Consider the following 18,774-nt stretch of genomic DNA (forward strand, 5'->3'; position numbering starts at 1 on the left):
ATGTTAGGTAAATTAAGTCTTTCGGCTATTCCATATCATGTACCTATATTGGTAGGGACATTTATTGGGGTAGTTATTGTTGGATTGGCTGTTTTAGGAGCGATCACATACTATGGTAAATGGGGTGTATTGTTCAGAAACTGGCTTTTCTCGGTTGATCACAAGCGTATCGGTATAATGTACATCGTGCTTGCACTTGTTATGTTATTCCGTGGATTTGCGGATGCTATCATGATGCGTCTGCAACAGGCCATGGCTTATAATAGTCCTGGTTACCTGCCTCCATCGCATTATGACCAAATTTTCACTGCTCATGGTACAATCATGATTTTCTTCATGGCCATGGCATTTATGCAGGGTCTATTTAACCTTATCGTTCCTTTGCAGATTGGTGCCCGTGACGTCGCTTTTCCATTTATCAACTCATTAAGTTTTTGGTTAACGACTGCTGGTGCTATACTAGTTAACATCTCTTTGTTTATTGGTGATTTCTCGACTGCTGGTTGGTTGGCCTATCCACCTGTTTCTGAATTGCAGTTCAGTCCTGGCGTAGGGGTAGACTATTATATCTGGGCTGTTCAGATTTCCGGTGTTGGAACGCTTTTGACCGCTGTTAACTTTATGACTACAGTTGTCAAAATGCGTGCCCCAGGAATGACATGGATGCGTGTTCCTGTTTTCACATGGACTGTTATTGCATCTTGTATCATGATTTTTACGACATTCCCTGCCTTGACAGTAGCTGTGGCTGAATTGGCACTGGATCGTTATTGTGGAATGCATTTCTTTACCAATGATGGTGGTGGAAATGTAATGTTGTATTTGAATCTGATCTGGGCATGGGGACATCCTGAAGTTTACATTCTTGTAATTCCTGCCTTTGGTGTTTTCTCGGAAGTTGTTCCTGTATTTTGCAAAAAACCATTATTCGGTTATGCAACAATGGTTTATGCAAGTTTGGCGATTACGACCTTGTCCTTGCTGGTTTGGGTTCACCATTTCTTTACAATGGGTGCCGGAGCAAATGTTAATACCTTTTTTGGTATCATGACGATGATCATTGCCATCCCAACAGGAGTTAAGGTCTTTAACTGGCTCTTTACCATGTTTAGAGGACGTATCGAATTTACTGCACCAATGTATTGGACAATCGGATTTATGATTGTTTTCGTTATTGGTGGTATGACCGGGGTTATGCTGGCAATTCCAGCCAGTGACTTCGTTTTGCATAATAGTGAATTCTTGATTGCTCACTTCCATAATACTATTATTGGTGGTGTTTATTTTGGTTATGTCGCGGGAATGAATTTTTGGGCTCCAAAAGTAACCGGTTTCAAGATGAGTCAGAAACTTGGTAAGGCCGCATTCTTTTTCTGGTTCTTTGGATTTTTCCTTTCATTTGTTCCATTATACATTACCGGATTTGATGGAATGGTTCGTCGTTTGAATCATTATGACAATCCCAATTGGCATTTCTGGTTACAGATTGCCTGTGTTGGTGTATTTTGTATCCTTTGTGGTGTTGTTTGCCAATTATTACAGATTTTCCTTGGTATTATTAACGCGAAAAAACCTGAAAATATTGATGTAACGGGTGATCCATGGGATGGTCGTAGTCTTGAATGGTCAACTTCTTCTCCAGCTCCTGTTTATAACTTTGCTCATATTCCAGTTGTTCAATCACGTGATGCTTATGCATATAATAAAGAGCATGGAATTGATACACGTCGTACGTCTGAAACCTATAAGGATATTCTTATGCCCAAAAACACGTCTGCAGGTTTTTGGCATGGCATGTTTGCATTGGTTCTGGGATTTGCGGCAGTTTGGCATATCTGGTGGCTTGTGATTGTTACCGTAATTCTTAATTTTGTATTAGCTATTGGCTATAGCTTTAAAGATGATAAAGAATATGTCATTCCCGCTTCAGAAGTTGAACGTATTGAAAAAGAACATTCTCGTAAACTTATGACACAGGTGGCTGAATAATGGCTGAGAATATGAGTACAACGATGTCAAATACTTCAAAAAATGTTCATGAACACGAACATGAGCATGAAAATCATTCATTCTTTGGCTTTTGGATGTATTTGATGTCGGACTGCATTGTCTTTGGGTGTTTATTTACCAGTTATGCGGTTTTAAGAAATCAGTTTGCTGGTGGTCCAACCAGTAAAGAAATGTTTGAACTGGGACGAGTGGCTATTGAAACTGCCTTGCTGTTGACAAGTTCACTTACCTTCGGTTTCGCGATGATTCAGGCGCGTCGTAACAGTAACAATGGAACACTTTTATGGATGGTGGTCTCAGCCATTCTTGGTTTAGGGTTTCTTGTTTTGGAAGTTCAAGAGTTTATCGCTTTTGTTCAACATGGTGCCTCACCAACCGTCAGCGCTTATTGGTCGGCATTCTTTACACTTGTTGGAACGCATGGCTTACATGTTACATTGGGTCTGATTTGGATGACGGTTCTGATGATTCAATTGGTAACAAAGGGTCTAAACAAAACAATGATGCCAAGATTGGCTTGTATGAGTTTATTTTGGCATTTCTTGGATATTGTTTGGATTTGCGTATTTAGTTTCGTTTACCTGTTGAGTATGGCATAATGACAGAAAATCACACTACAGCCTCAGAAGAGGCAGGACACGGCTCTGTAGCATCCTATATAGTCGGGTATGTATTATCGATCATCCTTACGGTAATTGCTTTTTATATCGTTATGGAACATATGTTTTCAACGATGGCTACTGCAACTACGCTTGGGGTATTGGCAGCATTACAAATTATTGTTCAATCAGTATTCTTCTTGCATGTCAGTGTGTCTCCAGAAAAACGTGTTGATTTGGTAAGTTATGCATTTTCGCTTTTCGTAGCAATCGTTATTGTATTTGGAACGTTATTCGTAATGCATAATGCAAGTTATAACATGATGTCTCGATAATTATATTTACGTTTTGTCCTGTAAATCATTATGGGGCAAAATGAAATCAAGTTATAAAAAAACCCTTTATCAAATGATAAAGGGTTTTTTATTGATTAAAGACTGATATACATTAGCTTTTATGCGGTTCCCGGGAAAGCATATCCTTTTTATCAGGCTTTCCGTTCCATTCATCAGCATCCGAAGGTGTATTTTCTTTTCTTGTAATGTTTGGCCATGATTTGGACAGTTCAGCATTGATCTCAATCCAGTCGGTAGAACGATCATCACTGTCAGGGAATATAGCTTCTGCAGGGCATTCAGGTTCACATACTCCACAATCGATACATTCTTCTGGGCTTATAACTAGAAAATTTTCACCCGCATAGAAGCAGTCGACGGGACATACTTCTACACAATCCATATATTTGCAGCGGATACAGTTTTCTGTGACCACATAGGCCATTGTTTTCTCCGATTCATACTAGTTAAATAAGGGTTTTTCCCTAAATAATTGTTTTTCTTAATTATATAAAATAGCTTACTTATATAAGTTAGGTATCGTCTTGATGACTAACAAGAAAATTATTCATTTTCTTTATTACATCAAAATCTATTTTTCAAGAATTTCTTTGTATAAAGAGTGACATAATTTTGCTGAAACTCTTCGGATTGAAAAACCCAAGACCTGTATTACCCTGCTACTGTTGTTCCAGGGAATGGTAATGATATCGTCTTTTTTTATTAAAGTTGCAGGTTTGATAACTGATTTTGAATTTATTTTTATAATTTCGTTTTTAATCGAGAAATGACTGATCGATCGGGATTTATATATTCTAGCATGCCAAAGCCAGATATCAATACGTTGGCAGGTTAGCTCAGTTTGATAGTTCATGTACGATTCAAAAGTAGGTTTTTAAGAATGTTAAATGGATTATCTTGGGTAAGATGTGTCATATGTTTAATTTTGCGCTGTTTTTTTATTTTAATTTTTTTAATTAATAAGGGTGCTGGAGGACCAAATTTTTCATATGATAATTTTTCTGGTTTTTTGGGTTGCAATTTTAGCGATTTAAGTAGTGGAATAATGTTATCATTATAATATGGAACAGGTGCTATCCATTTTTTATGAAAACAAACAGGATGTTTTTTTGACGCTTTCTTAAGCTTGAACGTCAATTTTTCTGCAATATCCAATCTGATGATCTGTTTATTGGCAACAAGCCATCCCATCTTGACAACAAGATTTTTGTTCATTTTCGTAGAAGTTGAATAAGCAACTTGTTTAGGTGAAAGTAAAACAGGATTAGCAATCTGTTCATTGAGTGTGAGGAGTGTATGTCGTAAATAATATTGTTTTTCTTTAAAAAGGTTTTCGATATAAATTGCGTGATTTCCATAATGAATCTTGTAATGTTTCAAATGTTTAATTGTGTCTTTTGACAAACTGAAATATTGTTCAGTCCATAAAATGCCACCATTTTCATAAAGTTGATGCAGAATTCCACGTAGTTCTGATGTGTTGTTATCATTATCCAAGGCATTAAAAAAATTTGGAAATAATCTTCGGTTATAATTTTCTAAAAATTCTATCAATCTTCTCAAGATTAAATTTTGAAAAACTTGTTGAATTAAATCCTTATTTAAAAGGCAGATATCTGGATGAAAAAAATCCTTGCCTTTTTTTAATTGAGCGATTGGTGATTTTTGCCAGGATATAATTTTTTTATCATGATCTATCGTAAATTCTTTATCATTATCGTGAATTAATCGATTAACCTGTTGAGGGATAAATTTTTCAATCGATTTATTAATTTTTTTTAAAATAAAAGAGCGTTCCTCTTTTTGGATTGAATCCGGAAGTTGAAAACAAAATCCCCGAATTTTACCAATAAACTCGCCATCAATTGAAATATTCCCTTCATTTGTTATAGAGGTAAAGGCATTTATTTGTTTAGAGTGAGATAAATGATGGATAAGGTTTGTGACCCTTTGATTAACGAACTTTGATACCAAACTGTCATGTAGCGCGTCGGAAAGTTTTTCTTCTATCTCTTTTGTTTGGGCGTGCCAATAAGATGATGATTCTACCCAATTATTTTTTGTTGTTAAAAATGAATAGATACGAATACTGGCAAGTCTCTGCATTAAGGTATCAATGTCCCCCTGCAAATGATTTAGCTGTTGAATTTGCTGATCAATCCAATTTTCAGGTATATGGCCTTGTTTGATCAAAAAAAGGAAAATTTGTTTACATATCCGTGCATGATATTCACTGCCAATTTTTTTAAAGTCGGGTATTTGACAACATTCCCATAACAATTCAGTTTTAAATTGTGTCGTACATATTGAACGTACTTCATGGTCTTGGATAAGATAAGATAGGTTTTTAAGATCAGAGGAATATTGACCAGTTATAAGCTGTGGAAACTGTGAGGGTGTGGTTAAGGTGGAAAAAAGTGTCAGGAGATTTTGAAAATCGAGATCATGATTACGCCAATAAATTTGTTTTATGGGATCGAAAGCATGATTTTCTATGGCATTGACAATTTTATCAGAAATTATTGGACAATTCGCGGTTATGCCAAATGTTCCATCCCTTGAGCCTCTCCCAGCCCTACCTGCAATTTGAGCAATTTCACTTGGATAGAGATTACGCATCTGTCGTCCATCATATTTTGATAAATTCACAAAAGCGATATGATTGACATCCATATTCAAACCCATGCCAATTGCATCAGTGGCAATCAAATAGTCAACCTCTTTATTTTGATAAAGTTCCATTTGTGCATTACGGGTACGGGGAGAAAGTCGTCCCATGATAATTGCACATCCACCTTTTTGACGTTTGACCAATTCTGCAATGGCATAAACTTCATGGGCTGAAAAGGCAACAATTGCACAACGTGGTGGTAATTTTGTTAATTTGGTAAATCCATTATATACTAATGATGAAAGTCTTGGCCGTGTTTGTATTTCGATAGATGGAACAAGTTTTTTCAAAATAGGGATGATTGTATCAGCCCCGAGAAAAATTGTTTCATATGTTCCGCGGCAATGAAGAAGCCGGTAGGTAAAAATGTGTCCACGATCTGGATCTGAACAAAGCTGAATTTCATCAATGATGACAATATCAACGGGTATATGAACGGGCATTGCCTCAACAGTGCAGGAAAACCATTTTGCCTGGGGTGGGACAATTTTTTCCTCACCTGTTATAAGCCCGACATTTTTTTTCCCTTTGATTTTAACCATTCGGTCATAGTTTTCCTTGGCAAGAAGCCTTAGGGGAAATCCAATGATTCCGGAAGGATAAGCAAGCAAGCGTTCAAGGGCTGTATAGGTCTTGCCAGTATTTGTTGGTCCAAGTATTGCTTTGATTTGTGTCATTATAGGTAATTTATATCAGCTGTTTTTGATAAGCGTACAGGATAATAGATAAATTAATTAGATAATCATTCAATGATAATTATAAATTACAATTGTTTTGAGATTTTATTTTAATTAATAATTAAATGATTAATTTATTGCTTGCAAAAAATTAATCATTTTCAAACACGTTTGAAAAATCAATGTAATAAAGGTTTTTTATGGGTCAGGGTATAGATACAGAACTAAAAAGAAATTTGAGTAACCGACATATGCAGTTAATTGCAATTGGAGGGTGTATAGGCACTGGTCTTTTTATGGGAGCGGCTAATACGATTTCACTTGCTGGTCCCTCTATTATTTTTATTTACTGTATTATTGGTATTATTGTATTCCTTGTAATGCGTGCCTTGGGCGAAATTCTTTTATCTGATTTACGATACAGATCATTTGTAGATTTTGTTACAGAATTGCTTGGACCTTGTTGCGGCTTTGTTTTGGGTTGGTCTTACTGGTTGTGCTGGATTGTCATTGGTATTGCAGATCTAATTGCCATTTCAGGATATACGCAAATATTTTATCCCAATTTGTATTCTTGGATACCGGCTCTATGCTGTATCGCAATATTTTATATTTTAAATCGCTTGACTGTTCGAATATTTGGTGAAATGGAATTTAGTTTTGCCATTATCAAAATTCTAGCCATTATTGTTTTAATTCTTGTTGGTATCTTTTTTATCGTTACGGGTTTTCGTTCTCCATCAGGAGACGTGACCTCTGTAAAAAACATATGGAATCATGGTAATTTGTTTCCTAATGGATTTGAGGGATTTTTGGCTGGATTTCAAAGTGCCACTTTTGCCTTTATTGGAGTTGAACTTATTGGTACTGTTGCGGCTGAATCTAAAGATCCGGAAAAAAATTTACCCAAGGCCATTAATAATATCCCTTTAAGAATTTTGATGTTTTACGTATTTTCTGTAATGGTTATTATGGCGGTTATTCCTTGGCAAAGTATCAATCCATCCAAAAGTCCATTTATCATGTTGTTTTTGTTTGCCGGTCTCCCTGCAGCTGCTGCAATAGTCTATATTGTTGTGATTACGTCAGCTGCATCATCCACAAACAGCGGGGTATTTTCCAGTAGCCGTATGTTATATGGTTTGGCAAGACTTAATAAAGCGCCTGCTTTTTTTGGGAATTTATCCAAACATTCTATACCGATAAATGGTCTGAGATTTTCTTGCTTATGTCTATTAACTTCAGTTATCTTATTACTTTTTAATAATAAAAGTATTATTGAAATTTTTACTTTGGTGGCTTCCGTTGCGACAATTATTTCATTATTTACCTGGTTGCTAATATTACTGTCCTATATCCAGTATAGAAAAAAACATCTTCATAAACACATGAGTTCTTTCTTCAAATTACCTGGTGGATATATTTCCTGCATTCTTTGCATAATTTTTATTTTTTTCACGTTATTGACGCTAATGATACAGTTTGACACGCGTATGGCATTATATATCGGAAGCGCTTGGTTTATTTTTATTACTTTTTGTTATTATATAGTTACAAAATCAAAAAAAGGAGTAAAATAATTTTATTATCAAAATAAAAAGGAGGTAAATAAAGCTTAAATCTTAATAAACTAATTTTTCAATGAGAAATTTTTATTACTTTTCCTATGTTTTTTTGGTGTGTCAAATTAATTGTAATTAATTTGTTATAATTTTTTGTAGAGAAGGTTGATATTTTAAGTCATAATACTCATTTGTTTAACTGACACAACGTTATATGTAAGTAATTATTCAAAGGTTATAAAATGACTTCTAAAAAAATCCCTTTTGAACAACAGATTGTTATTCTCCAGAATACAATCACGACAATGGTACGTCAGGATAAACCTGACTTGTCAGCACGTCAATTGGCTGTTTTCTTGATTTGTTATTTGAATGAAACAGTTCAGACTGTTCGTGGATTGGCAGCGGCTCTAAAAGTTTCAAAACCGGCTATCACAAGAGCTCTGGATCGATTGGAAGAACTCAATTTGCTAGGTAGAAAAACAGACCCTATGGATCGTCGTTCTGTATTAGTGCAGCGTACAGAAGAAGGATATGAATATTTGCAGAATATTCAATCCATTATGAGCGAAGCTGTGAAGCAATAATAATGGTTATATAACAATTACTATATATGTTGTAAGAGCAGTTATTAATTTAATAACTGCTTTTTTATTTAATACCCAAATGAGAATGTAGTTTAATATATTTATTTATTTCCAGGTAAGTGTTATTATATTACAGAAACTATTTGGGGAAATCATAATGAAAAATAATAACTTACTCTTTGCCGCTACTCTGATTGGATCGTCTTTTTTGATTAATCCAATATTTGCGGCCAATCATCATAAACGTGTTCACCAAGCTGCTGCATCTTCTGAAAAATCCGTAGGTACGGTGACTATGACCTTTCATTCAGCAGATTTAGGCGTTGGTTATACTTGGGGAGATGGTGTTCTTCATTATAGGAGACATGTTTACAAGTTCAAGATAAAGGGTGGTGATGTTGTTGCATTAGGTTTTTCAAAATCTCAAGCAACAGGACGTGTTTATCAGTTAAAAAATATATATGATTTTGCTGGAAAATATGCTGCCGCTACGGGTGAAGCCACAGCTGGTGTTGGTGTAGGGGCTGGAAATCTAAAAAATGCAAAGAATGTTATCATTAAAATGGATACAAACACTGTTGGCGGAAGATTGGCCGGTGCACCTGCAGGTTTTGAAATTAAATTTGTTGATAAACATTTGCAAAAAGCAGCTGAAGCTGACAAGCAGAAAGAAAAAAACATTAAAAAATCTGCAAATAAAAGTCATATGACTGCAGATGAATTAAATGGTGAACAACTAGATAAAATGAAAAAATAGTTGTTTGAATTTTTGGAAATGGTAACTGGATATCATACAGTTACCATTTTTTTATATTTAAAGACTGTGTTTTGTAAAGAATGAATAAAGTCCAGAGAAGTTGAGGCAAAATCAATAGCGAGCACGCGAGTTCAATGTTTTGCAATGAAGTAAGGGGGAATATATAGAATAAAAAACCACCCCAAATGCAAAATAAACATTCTATAAACGTGATTAAAATCGGAGAAATATGACTGCGATGTGCCATTTGATATAAATGGCTGCGATGTGCTTGTAAAAAAGGTTCCTTGTTAATTATTCTACGTATTAATGTAAAAGTCACATCAAAAATGAAACCAAACAAAAGAAAAAATATTATTATATTTTGAGAAATTAAGGTAACAAAGTCTGAGTTGATCGCTGTGCCTAAGGGGATAATGGCAAAAGAGGCCAATATCAAACCGCAAGCTTGACTGCCGACATCTCCCATAAAAATTTCAGCTTTTGGAAAATTAAAAGGAAGAAAACCAAGCAATCCAGTCAATAGGGATAATGCAAAAATTTTATTTTCCATATTTGTGCTATAAAAATAAATAAACAGGCAGCAGATTGCGGCAACTCCAGCAGCCAATCCGTTTAAACCATCCATAAAATTATAAGCATTAGTTATATAAACAAGCCAGATTATAAAAAAAGGAAGCAAATATAAATGGCTTTCTAAGAAAGAGGCTGGAAAGACAAAAATACAAACACTTATGGATGCAATAAATTGAATTGCCAGTTTGGATAAGGCTGACCATTGTTTGATATCGTCCAGCCACGAAAATAATGATATGAATGTAATGGTTGATAATAAACCTATGATTGATAAAGAATAATGCTGGTTAAATAAATAAATAAAACTTATATTGGCAGTTAAAAAGGCGGAAATGATACCTATCCCACCGCCTTTTGGTATTGGAAAAGTATGAGAACTCCGTTGGTTTGGATTATCCATAATACCAACTGAGGCAACATATTTCACAATTGTTGCGGATAATAGTGTATTGGAGATAAGCCAGATAAGTAACAAATATTTATAGTTTACAGAGTTCATTGTTTTTTAAATGTAATGTAATTAAATAAAGTTATTCTACATTATTTAAATGGAAAAGTGATTTTGCAACAGCCTAGTGTAATTATTTCTAGCCAACAAAAAAAGATTTTTAATCGTATTGCTATCAATATTTTTATGGATGGACTGTTGGCGGCCATTGCCGCTCCATTGGCACGTTGGCTTTCTGATCCACAGGGCGGGTTTATCCATCCATTATGGTTTTTAACGGGTGGTGTATTGACCTTGCTGGTTAGTGGAATACCATTTCATATTCCACAACAATATTGGCGTTTTTCCGGGATAGCGGATTTGTTAAATATAGCCGCTGCATCTGTAGGCAGTGCGATATTATTCACCTGTTTATTGTATGTAACCGGATATCCATTACCTTCCGTGACATTTCCGTTTATTTATGCAATGGTTCTTTTGCTATTAATGGGCGGTGGTAGAATAGGTTACCGGATTTTATCTTCAGAAGCATTTAGAAATTATTTCAATAAAAAAAGAAAAATTATCATTGTTGGAAATGATGCAGATATTGATCTGTTTATGCGGGCTATACAGCTTGATCATTCAAACGTATTATCGGTTATGGGACTGATCTCTTTTCGTCAGAATAGAAAAGGGCATCGTATTCATAATATTCCCATTTTAGGAAGTTTGGATGATTTTTCTGTCATACTGACACAGCTTGATGCACAAAAAAAATTACCTTCTTTATTCGTGATTATTGGTCAAGAATTAAGAGGGGAGCAATTGCGGGATTTTTTAGCAATTGCGGGTAAATGGAATATTGATGTTCAGAGAACACCAGTAATTACCCATTTATCACCTGCCGCCAATTTAGAATTGAAACCGATTGCTCTTGATGAATTATTGAACAGGCCACAGATTGTCTTGGATCGTGCTGGCATGGCTGAAATGATAAAGGGCAAAGTCGTGGCCATTACAGGTGCGGGAGGAAGTATAGGATCAGAATTGGTTCGGCAAGTTGCTGATTTATCCCCTAAATTATTATTGTTGCTTGATCAAAGCGAATATGCACTATGGAAGATAAATATTGAATTATCGGAAAGTAATTTTGCAGGTTTAAGGGAAACGATCTTAATCAATATACGAGAAAAGAAAAGAGTGGATTCCCTCTTTCAAAAATATAAACCAGATTTGGTCTTTCATGCTGCAGCATTGAAACATGTATTTACAATCGAGAATAATCCAATCGAGGGATTTTTAACAAATATTATTGGCACGCGTGTTGTGGCTGATGCTGCTGTTAAATGCGGGACACAGGCATTTATCATGATATCAACTGATAAAGCGGTTAATCCCTCAAGCTTTATGGGCGTTTCAAAACGAATTGCAGAAATGTATTGTCAGTCTCTCGATAAAACCATTCGTGACCATGATCCTGAAAAGAAAAATCAGGGTTTTGAATGGTTGGGTATGAGCAAAATGCGATTCATTACGGTAAGATTTGGAAATGTTCTTGGCTCAACAGGATCTGTTGTTCCCCTGTTCAAGCGTCAGTTGAGTCATGGAGGACCTTTGACGGTTACCGATCCAAATATGCAACGTTATTTTATGACTAATTCAGAAGCGGTAGGGTTGGTTTTACAGGCTAGCGTAAGAGCAACAATAAGATTTGGGAATGGAGACAAAACGGATGAGATGTTGCATCAAGGGGGCATTTTTGTACTTGATATGGGAAAACCCATAAAAATTCTGGATTTAGCACGTCAGATGATTCGCCTTGCCGGATTAAAACCGGATGAGGACATACTCATAGAATTTACCGGAGCAAAACCTGGTGAAAAATTATTTGAGGAATTATTTTATGGTCGTGAAGCCCCAGTTCCAACTGATCATGACGGTTTATTGATGGCAACGCCCAAAGGTATGGATATCAAGGTGGTTACGGAATATATCGATCGGATTAGATATGCATGTGATAATAATGATGTCGTTGAGGCAATAACATATGTGCAGAAATTAGTGCCTGAATTTAAACATTTGTCGAATTAAATGAACGAAATCAAAAAATCGAATAAGATAATTTAAAAAATTATACTAGAGGTGAATATGAATGATCCGATATTATTTTTAGATTTGAACAAACAACAGGCACGTATAGGAAAGATTTTAAAAGATCGTATAGACAAGGTTTTTTCACATGGAAAGTTTATTTTAGGACCTGAAGTTCAGGAACTTGAAGATCGTTTGGCGGAATATGTCGGTGTTTCATATTGTATAGGGGTTTCATCTGGAACAGATGCAATCCAGATTGCGTTAATGGGTGAAAATGTTGGGAGAGGGGATGCTGTTTTTTTACCTGCATTTACCTATACAGCAACAGCTGAGGTTCCATTATTACTGGGTGCAACTCCCATTTTTGTTGATATTAATCCTGAAACTTTTCAAATTGATCCAATTAATCTCAAAAGTGCAATTGATAAGGTTAAAAAAGAAAATAAATTAAAACCTAAAGCCATTATTGGGGTAGATCTTTTTGGACAGCCTGCGCCATGGAATGAATTATGCCAGATTGCTAAAGATGAAAATTTATTTTTGTTGGATGATTGTGCTCAGTCCTTTGGTGGTCAATATCATGGAAAGAAACTGGGTAGTCAGGCAGATGCCACGATCACCTCATTTTTTCCATCCAAACCTTTTGGAGCCTATGGGGATGGTGGTGCAATTTTTACAAACAGTTTAGAAAAGTTTGAACTTTATCGCTCGTTGCGTTCGCATGGCGAAGGACAAACACGTTATCAGGTTTTGCGAACGGGAATAAATGGACGTTTGGATACGATACAGGCAGCAATATTGTTGGCCAAATTCGGTTATCTTGAAGAGGAGCTTGTAAGAAGAGAAGAAATTGCAACTTTATACGATGCCGCGCTTTTGTCTTGTGTAAAAATACCCGCTCGGGTATTAAATAGTAAAAGTGCCTGGGCAATTTATTCAATTCTATTAAGTGATGAAGCAGAACGCAAATTTGTACAAGATACGTTAAAGGCTGAAAATATTCCCTCGGCCATTTATTATCCCTTACCATTGCATTTACAACCTGCCTATCACTCCTATCATGATGGAACATATTTGTCAGTATCAGAGGAAGTTTCCAAACGGATTTTGGCATTACCTATTCATCCAGAACTTTCGAATGCTCAGGTTAATCGTGTTATTCAAGCAGTTTTAAAAGTAAAAAAATAAAAGAATGAGAAAGCAAAATATAATTTTAACCCTTGTATTAATCGTTTGTCTTACCATTGTGATGATTATATGGCTTTCGGTCAGGGATAAAATTCAACCTGTTACTTTTCCACCGATAGTCAATGCAGAACTTGTTGTTGGGCCCTTGCACAAAAAACGTAGTTTAACACCTTCAGAGCTTGAATCGGTTAAGAAATGGATAAAATCCAATCTAAAAGGTTGGGGACCATTACATCAGAACCCGCCATCCACCGGAGATGTTGAAATTCAGTTTAATCGTGATCTGGATAAAAACTATTATATTAACAAACCTGAACATGAAAAACCCCATCCCTTTACTTTGGTATTGTGGCTTGGGATCAGCCAGGCGGATTGGAATAACAAGATATTTTATGAAGTCATCAATGAGAATGAAAGCAAGATATTTGTAAAAGATTGTAATGATAGTGCTTTTGATCCATTAAGAAAGCTTGTTGATCAATATGATTATGAAAGGACAGATTTTCCTTAAAATGTTTAAATCTTGTTAAAATCAAAAAAAATTAAAAATTTAAAAAATAAAAAAAATTGATTTATGAAGATAAATTATACTTTTGAAGGAAATATTAATGAGGCCAGCAAAAAAAATATATAAACCAATGAATATTAATGACATCACTATTATCGATGATGATAAATTAAAAAAAGCCATAACTGCAGCCGCACTTGGAAATGCAATGGAATGGTTCGATTTTGGGGTTTATGGATTTTTGGCCTTTGTATTGGGTAAGGTTTTTTTTCCTGATGCTTCACCAAGTGTTCAAATGATTGCCTCATTGGGGACTTTTTCTGTTCCTTTTCTTGTTCGTCCATTGGGGGGAATAGTTTGTGGTATTTTGGGGGATCGATACGGAAGACAAAAAATCCTGGCGATAACTATAATCATAATGTCCTTGGGTACTTGTAGTATTGGATTAATCCCAAGTTATCAATCCATTGGTATTATGTCCCCGGTCTTATTATTGATTGCAAAGCTTGTACAGGGATTTTCAGTAGGTGGAGAATATTCCGGTGCCGCAATTTTTGTCGCAGAATATTCCCCTGATCGTAAACGTGGATTAATGGGAAGTTGGCTTGATTTCGGATCCATCGCAGGGTTTGTAATTGGGGCGGGTGTTGTTGTTTTGATATCCAGCATGATTTCTGATGTGCAGTTTGAAAGTTGGGGATGGCGTATTCCTTTCTTTTTAGCCCTTCCTTTGGGAGCAATAGGATTATATTTGCGTCATGAATTGGAGGAAACACCAGCCTTTCAAAAGCATGTCGAGGATATGGAGGCTGAAAGTAAGGTAAACCTCAGAAATTCACCCAAGCTATCATATCGGGAAGTGGCCGGTAAATATTGGAAAAGTTTAATGATATGTGTTGGAATAGTAATTGTTACCAACGTGACGTATTATGTTCTTTTGACTTATATGCCAAGTTATCTTTCACATAATTTGCATTATTCAGAAAATCACGGCGTACTGATTATTATTGCCGTAATGGTTGGTATGTTATTTGTTCAGCCTATAATTGGAATGACAAGTGATAAAATTGGACGGCGTCCTTTTATATTGGGGGGTAGCACTGGACTTTTTTTATTATCTTATCCTGCCTTTTTGATGATTCAAACCAATTCAGTCGGTTTTATATTTATTGGTTTATTAATTCTTGCCATATTATTGAATTGTTTTATTGGTGTAATGGCTTCAATCCTGCCAGCTATTTTTCCAACTCAAATTCGTTATAGCGCATTGGCGATTGCTTTTAATATTTCGATTTTAATCGCAGGAATGACACCAACAATTGTGGCATGGATGGTTGAAGCAACGCATAATTTAAATATGCCTGCATTTTATTTGATGGGTATTTCATTAATAGGACTGTGGACAGGAATACGAATGCCTGAAACGGCCAATAAACCCTTAAGAGGTGAAACACCAACAGCTTCCGATCGTAATGAGGCCAAAGAAATTTTATCAGAACATTTTGATACGATAGAGCAAAAAGTTGAGGAAATTGATGAAAAAATCGCAGATTTGGAACGACGTAGACAGATACTGATTGATCAACATCCTAAACTGGACTGATTCAATATTTTATTAACAGGCAATGATGAAATCATATTCATTGCCTGTTAGTATATTATAAATTATTTACAATTCTTTTTCGGTATTTTCCAGTTTATCTTGTAAAATAAGCCAATCTTCTTCGGCTTGATTTTTTCGTTTTTGATATTCAGCCAATTCGATTTGTAATTTTGTTATTTCTTCAGCTGATACATTTGAATAAAACTCTGGTTCAGCCATTTTTTGTTCAATTTTGAGATAGGCTTCACTATTTTTCTGAATAAGTAATTCAAGAGCCTTTATTTTATTTTTTAACGGTTGAAGTATTTTCCGTTTTTCCGCTCTTTCCTTGCGTGCTAATTTTTGAGATGAGCCAGTTTCTGTATTTTTTACGGATGAATCAAGAATACGTTTATTATCCGTTAGCCATTGACGGTAATCATTGATATCACCATCAAAAGATTCAACTGTACCATTATTAACCAACCAAAGCCGGTCAGCTATCAGTTCTATCAGACGTGGATCATGGGAAATAAGTATGACAGCTCCTTCAAAGGAGGATAATGCATGAATTAGGGATTCTTTGGCATCAAGATCCAAATGATTGGTAGGTTCATCAAGCAATAGGATATTGGGTTTATGACGTGTGATAAGAGCCAGAACAAGTCGAGCTTTTTCTCCACCAGACAAGGATTGAACAGGGGTATCAGTTTGCTCGGTATTTAATCCAAATCGGGCAAGTTGCGCTCTCAATTCAGTGGGTGTGGCTTTTGGTAAAACCTTTTCAAGATGACTGAATGGGGTTTGACCAAGAATAAGTTCTTCTAACTGATGTTGAGCAAAATAACCAACAGAAAGTTTGGTGTGATTATGAATGCTACCTTCCATTGGTTTCAGACAACCTGCGATAAGTTTGATAAAGGTTGATTTACCGTTACCATTTGCACCCAAAAGGGCAATACGGTCATCTGGATCAATTCTTAATGTTAAATTGGAAAGTACAACATGATCGCCGTATCCAATTTTGACTTGATTAAGGGTAATTAATGGAGGCGGTAATTGTACAGGTTGGGGAAATTCGAAATGTATTGCCCTTTCCTCAACAATTTCTTCCAAAACAGGCAGTTTTTCAAGTGCTTTTAAGCGTGCTTGCGCTTGTCTGGCCTTGGTCGCCTTGGCACGAAAGCGATCGACAAAAGCTTGCATATGAGCACGTTTCGCGGCTATTTTTTCAGTTTCCCGATTTTGTTGAAGTATTTTTTCGTTATGTATTTTGATAAATTCATCATATCCTCCAACTGTCATGGACAATTTCTGATGATGAAGATGGGCAATTGCATCAACACATTCATTCAAAAGATTGCGATCATGGCTGACAATTATTGCACTGCCAGAAAAATTGTTGATCCAGGATTGCAACCACAAAGTCGCTTCTAAATCAAGATGATTGGTGGGTTCATCAAGGAGCAGTAAATCAGGATTTAAAAACAATGTGCTCGCTAGAGCAACTCGCATTCTCCATCCACCAGAAAAATCCGAAATAGGACGTTGTTGGTTTTCTGCACTGAAACCCAAACCTGCAAGAATGGTTGCTGCGCGAGCCGGAGCGCTGTCAGCTTGTATGGCTATTAGTCTTTCATGAATTTCAGCAAGCCGATACCCATCCCGTGTTGATTCAGCCTCATTTATGAGATACGTACGTTCTTTATCCGCAGAAAGCACTGTTTCAATTAATGATAAATTACCAGATGGTGTTTCCTGTTTAACTCGTGCCATTTTTATACGGTTTGATAAAAGAATCTCACCTCCATCAATTGATATATCTCCAGAAATTGCGGCTAGCAATGTTGATTTTCCTGTTCCATTTCGGCCAACCAGTCCAACTTTTTGCCCATTCTCAATGGTAAGGGAAGCATCTTCCAAGAGGGGGCGACCTAAAATTCGAAGGGTAAGGTGATTTATAACCAGCGTACTCACAAATCTGCCTGCAAAATATGATAAAAAAACTATCGACAAGATAAGAGAAATACTTCTATTTACCAATAGAGTATTTTTTCTCTGCAATATATTTACAGATTAAAGGAAATTTCAATATGACTTTACAAAGAACGCTGTCAATTTTAAAACCAGATGCAACACGTCGTAATTTGACTGGTAAAATCAACGCTTTAATTGAAGGGACGGGATTAAAAATCGTTGGACAAAAACGTATTCAGCTAAGCAAGCAGCAAGCTGAAGCTTTTTATTCAGTTCATAAAGAACGTCCTTTTTTCAATGATCTGGTTGAATTTATGATAAGTGGTCCTGTCGTGGTTCAGGTTTTGGAGGGCGAAAACGCTGTTCAAAAAAATCGTGATATCATGGGTGCAACAGATCCTAAAAAAGCTCAAGCACACACGATTCGTGCGCAATTTGCTGAATCAATTGAGGCCAATTCAGTTCATGGATCTGATTCTGCCGAAAATGCAGCTATTGAAATTCGCTTCTTTTTTTCAGACATTGAAATCTGCGTATAAAACCAAAGGTTGGAGATCTTTATCTCCAGCCTTTTTAAATTTATCCATTAATCAGGGTATCAGAAGTCGAATCAGCTTCAAATCCCAATAGAAAATTCTTTAAAACTCTTGGATAAAGAAGATGTTCTTGGTCCAATACACGTTTTGCCAAGGTGTTTTCTGTATCATCGGGAAGAACAGGAATTGCTGCCTGACCTAGAATAGGACCATCATCCATTTTTTCTGTTACGATATGAATGGTGCAACCATGTATCTTAACCCCTTTTTTAAGGGCTTTTTTATGGGTATCTAAACCAGGAAAAGCTGGTAAGAGACTTGGATGAATATTTAGGATTTTACCTTTCCATTCATTGATCAAAAACGGGCTTAAAAGTCGCATATAACCTGCAAGACAGATTGTTGTAACATGATGGGCTTGAAGGGCCGCATTAATTTGGCGTTCATGAGCTTGTCTGTTATTTCCAAAATCATAGTCATCAATGACTTGAGTGGAAATACCCGATTTGCGGGCGATTTCCAATCCTTCTGCATCTGGGTTATTACTAATGATCAACTCAATTGATGCTGGGAAAGAGGGTTTGGCGCATGCATCAATAAGGGAACGCATATTTGAACCACGTCCGCTTATCATGATCGCTATACGTTTTTTTTTCGACATTTA

General features: G+C 36.0%; 17 protein-coding genes. 11 read left to right on the forward strand and 6 right to left on the reverse strand.

All coding sequences use genetic code 11. The features are described from left to right. Genes cyoB through cyoD form a run of 3 tightly spaced genes read left to right on the forward strand, consistent with a single transcriptional unit; the run spans window position 1 to window position 2,944 of the window. Window positions 1-1,989 (forward strand): cytochrome o ubiquinol oxidase subunit I, encoded by a 1,989-nt coding sequence (gene cyoB, locus H3T57_RS02235; protein ID WP_155566946.1) that lies wholly within the window; start codon window positions 1-3, stop codon window positions 1,987-1,989. Further along, window positions 1,989-2,609, forward strand: coding sequence for a cytochrome o ubiquinol oxidase subunit III (gene cyoC, locus H3T57_RS02240; protein WP_198192996.1), 621 nt, complete (start codon window positions 1,989-1,991; stop codon window positions 2,607-2,609). Before cyoB ends, cyoC begins: the two co-directional genes overlap by 1 nt. After that, window positions 2,609-2,944 (forward strand): cytochrome o ubiquinol oxidase subunit IV, encoded by a 336-nt coding sequence (cyoD, locus tag H3T57_RS02245; protein WP_110438187.1) that lies wholly within the window; start codon window positions 2,609-2,611, stop codon window positions 2,942-2,944. The genes cyoC and cyoD overlap by 1 nt, the downstream gene beginning before the upstream one ends. Before the next feature lie 112 nt (window positions 2,945-3,056). Here the strand turns inward: cyoD and fdxA are convergent, their stop codons facing one another. The 3 genes from fdxA to H3T57_RS02260 form a co-directional block, all read right to left on the reverse strand. Then, on the reverse strand, window positions 3,057-3,389 hold the full coding sequence (fdxA, locus tag H3T57_RS02250; protein ID WP_110438186.1) for a ferredoxin FdxA: 333 nt from the start codon (window positions 3,387-3,389) through the stop codon (window positions 3,057-3,059). A gap of 147 nt (window positions 3,390-3,536) precedes the next feature. Beyond that, a complete protein-coding gene (locus H3T57_RS02255) occupies window positions 3,537-3,818 on the reverse strand; it encodes an RNA-binding S4 domain-containing protein (protein WP_198192998.1) in 282 nt (93 codons plus the stop codon). Then, on the reverse strand, window positions 3,815-6,313 hold the full coding sequence (locus tag H3T57_RS02260) for a helicase-related protein (RefSeq protein ID WP_198193000.1): 2,499 nt from the start codon (window positions 6,311-6,313) through the stop codon (window positions 3,815-3,817). The genes H3T57_RS02255 and H3T57_RS02260 overlap by 4 nt, the downstream gene beginning before the upstream one ends. A 200-nt stretch (window positions 6,314-6,513) precedes the next feature. Between H3T57_RS02260 and H3T57_RS02265 the strand changes: the two genes are divergently transcribed. The 3 genes from H3T57_RS02265 (at window position 6,514) to H3T57_RS02275 (ending at window position 9,219) form a co-directional block, all read left to right on the forward strand. Continuing rightward, window positions 6,514-7,893 carry an amino acid permease gene (locus H3T57_RS02265; protein ID WP_198193002.1) on the forward strand — a complete coding sequence of 460 codons (1,380 nt, stop codon included), beginning with the start codon at window positions 6,514-6,516 and terminating at the stop codon, window positions 7,891-7,893. Between the two features lie 224 nt (window positions 7,894-8,117). After that, entirely contained in the window at window positions 8,118-8,462 is a 345-nt protein-coding gene (locus H3T57_RS02270) for a MarR family transcriptional regulator (RefSeq protein WP_155566941.1), read from the forward strand. A 157-nt stretch (window positions 8,463-8,619) separates the two neighbouring features. Continuing rightward, entirely contained in the window at window positions 8,620-9,219 is a 600-nt protein-coding gene (locus H3T57_RS02275; RefSeq protein ID WP_155566940.1) for a hypothetical protein, read from the forward strand. A 40-nt stretch (window positions 9,220-9,259) separates the two neighbouring features. Here the strand turns inward: H3T57_RS02275 and H3T57_RS02280 are convergent, their stop codons facing one another. Further along, complete coding sequence (locus tag H3T57_RS02280; RefSeq protein ID WP_198195193.1) at window positions 9,260-10,195, reverse strand: UDP-phosphate alpha N-acetylglucosaminyltransferase; 936 nt, start codon at window positions 10,193-10,195, stop codon at window positions 9,260-9,262. A 162-nt stretch (window positions 10,196-10,357) separates the two neighbouring features. On the opposite strand from H3T57_RS02280, the gene H3T57_RS02285 reads away from it, so the two are divergent. The 4 genes from H3T57_RS02285 to proP all read left to right on the forward strand — a co-directional run bounded on the left by H3T57_RS02285 (window position 10,358) and on the right by proP (window position 15,618). Continuing rightward, entirely contained in the window at window positions 10,358-12,316 is a 1,959-nt protein-coding gene (locus H3T57_RS02285; protein ID WP_232349710.1) for a nucleoside-diphosphate sugar epimerase/dehydratase, read from the forward strand. 57 nt (window positions 12,317-12,373) lie between these two features. Then, entirely contained in the window at window positions 12,374-13,507 is a 1,134-nt protein-coding gene (locus H3T57_RS02290) for a DegT/DnrJ/EryC1/StrS aminotransferase family protein (protein ID WP_155566938.1), read from the forward strand. A gap of 4 nt (window positions 13,508-13,511) precedes the next feature. Further along, window positions 13,512-14,018, forward strand: coding sequence for a hypothetical protein (locus H3T57_RS02295; RefSeq protein ID WP_122123727.1), 507 nt, complete (start codon window positions 13,512-13,514; stop codon window positions 14,016-14,018). Between the two features lie 97 nt (window positions 14,019-14,115). Next, on the forward strand, window positions 14,116-15,618 hold the full coding sequence (gene proP / locus H3T57_RS02300) for a glycine betaine/L-proline transporter ProP (RefSeq protein WP_155565600.1): 1,503 nt from the start codon (window positions 14,116-14,118) through the stop codon (window positions 15,616-15,618). Between the two features lie 66 nt (window positions 15,619-15,684). Here the strand turns inward: proP and H3T57_RS02305 are convergent, their stop codons facing one another. Continuing rightward, window positions 15,685-17,574 (reverse strand): ABC-F family ATP-binding cassette domain-containing protein, encoded by a 1,890-nt coding sequence (locus H3T57_RS02305; protein ID WP_198193006.1) that lies wholly within the window; start codon window positions 17,572-17,574, stop codon window positions 15,685-15,687. Between the two features lie 116 nt (window positions 17,575-17,690). Between H3T57_RS02305 and ndk the strand changes: the two genes are divergently transcribed. Further along, complete coding sequence (gene ndk, locus H3T57_RS02310; RefSeq protein ID WP_110438175.1) at window positions 17,691-18,113, forward strand: nucleoside-diphosphate kinase; 423 nt, start codon at window positions 17,691-17,693, stop codon at window positions 18,111-18,113. Between the two features lie 40 nt (window positions 18,114-18,153). Here the strand turns inward: ndk and purN are convergent, their stop codons facing one another. Continuing rightward, window positions 18,154-18,771, reverse strand: coding sequence for a phosphoribosylglycinamide formyltransferase (purN, locus tag H3T57_RS02315; RefSeq protein ID WP_110438174.1), 618 nt, complete (start codon window positions 18,769-18,771; stop codon window positions 18,154-18,156). Between the last annotated feature and the right edge of the window lie 3 nt (window positions 18,772-18,774).

This window comes from Commensalibacter sp. W6292M3, assembly GCF_016101315.1.
Taxonomy (GTDB): Bacteria; Pseudomonadota; Alphaproteobacteria; order Acetobacterales; family Acetobacteraceae; genus Commensalibacter; species Commensalibacter melissae.

What these genes read in the sequence shown, in the direction of transcription:
- H3T57_RS02270 (WP_155566941.1), top strand. Translation starts at nt 8,118, where the DNA reads ATGACTTCTAAAAAAATCCCTTTTGAACAACAGATTGTTATTCTCCAG.
- fdxA (WP_110438186.1), bottom strand. Translation starts at nt 3,389, where the DNA reads ATGGCCTATGTGGTCACAGAAAACTGTATCCGCTGCAAATATATGGAT.
- H3T57_RS02265 (WP_198193002.1), top strand. Translation starts at nt 6,514, where the DNA reads ATGGGTCAGGGTATAGATACAGAACTAAAAAGAAATTTGAGTAACCGA.
- H3T57_RS02290 (WP_155566938.1), top strand. Translation starts at nt 12,374, where the DNA reads ATGAATGATCCGATATTATTTTTAGATTTGAACAAACAACAGGCACGT.
- H3T57_RS02260 (WP_198193000.1), bottom strand. Translation starts at nt 6,313, where the DNA reads ATGACACAAATCAAAGCAATACTTGGACCAACAAATACTGGCAAGACC.
- H3T57_RS02280 (WP_198195193.1), bottom strand. Translation starts at nt 10,195, where the DNA reads ATGGATAATCCAAACCAACGGAGTTCTCATACTTTTCCAATACCAAAA.
- cyoD (WP_110438187.1), top strand. Translation starts at nt 2,609, where the DNA reads ATGACAGAAAATCACACTACAGCCTCAGAAGAGGCAGGACACGGCTCT.
- H3T57_RS02275 (WP_155566940.1), top strand. Translation starts at nt 8,620, where the DNA reads ATGAAAAATAATAACTTACTCTTTGCCGCTACTCTGATTGGATCGTCT.
- H3T57_RS02295 (WP_122123727.1), top strand. Translation starts at nt 13,512, where the DNA reads ATGAGAAAGCAAAATATAATTTTAACCCTTGTATTAATCGTTTGTCTT.
- proP (WP_155565600.1), top strand. Translation starts at nt 14,116, where the DNA reads ATGAGGCCAGCAAAAAAAATATATAAACCAATGAATATTAATGACATC.
- cyoB (WP_155566946.1), top strand. Translation starts at nt 1, where the DNA reads ATGTTAGGTAAATTAAGTCTTTCGGCTATTCCATATCATGTACCTATA.
- purN (WP_110438174.1), bottom strand. Translation starts at nt 18,771, where the DNA reads ATGTCGAAAAAAAAACGTATAGCGATCATGATAAGCGGACGTGGTTCA.
- ndk (WP_110438175.1), top strand. Translation starts at nt 17,691, where the DNA reads ATGACTTTACAAAGAACGCTGTCAATTTTAAAACCAGATGCAACACGT.
- cyoC (WP_198192996.1), top strand. Translation starts at nt 1,989, where the DNA reads ATGGCTGAGAATATGAGTACAACGATGTCAAATACTTCAAAAAATGTT.
- H3T57_RS02255 (WP_198192998.1), bottom strand. Translation starts at nt 3,818, where the DNA reads ATGAACTATCAAACTGAGCTAACCTGCCAACGTATTGATATCTGGCTT.